The organism is Thermorhabdus hydrogeniformans, assembly GCF_049310025.1.
Lineage (GTDB): Bacteria > Bacillota > Thermosediminibacteria > Thermosediminibacterales > Tepidanaerobacteraceae > JBJYKD01.
Genome location: NZ_JBJYKD010000217.1, coordinates 1 through 256, shown reverse-complemented (window position 1 = coordinate 256; position 256 = coordinate 1). Strand labels below are relative to the sequence as shown.

Here is a 256-nt window from a genome sequence, read left to right as displayed (position 1 = left end):
ACCTTGGACTGGACGCACGACGAGAATGGCAGAGCCTACGTGGTCCAGGTAAGCCTCATGGGCTTACAGATCATCCTCAACCAAAGAGAATCACCTGAAGACGTCCGCGTCGGTCATGGCCGCATATTCGCCGGCCTCGATGACGACCAAAGTGCGGCACTGCTACACCACGTCAAGCACCACGGCATACTCGCCAAGTACACGCATTGGGGAGCGCCAACGATGGCAATCATCGACCTGGATGGGAACGAGCTAT

General features: G+C 57.0%; 1 protein-coding gene. It reads left to right on the top strand.

Going from position 1 to position 256, the window contains the following annotated elements:
- Positions 1-256 (top strand): hypothetical protein (locus tag ACKX14_RS16185; protein WP_422449451.1); only part of this gene is annotated, 256 nt, incomplete at both ends.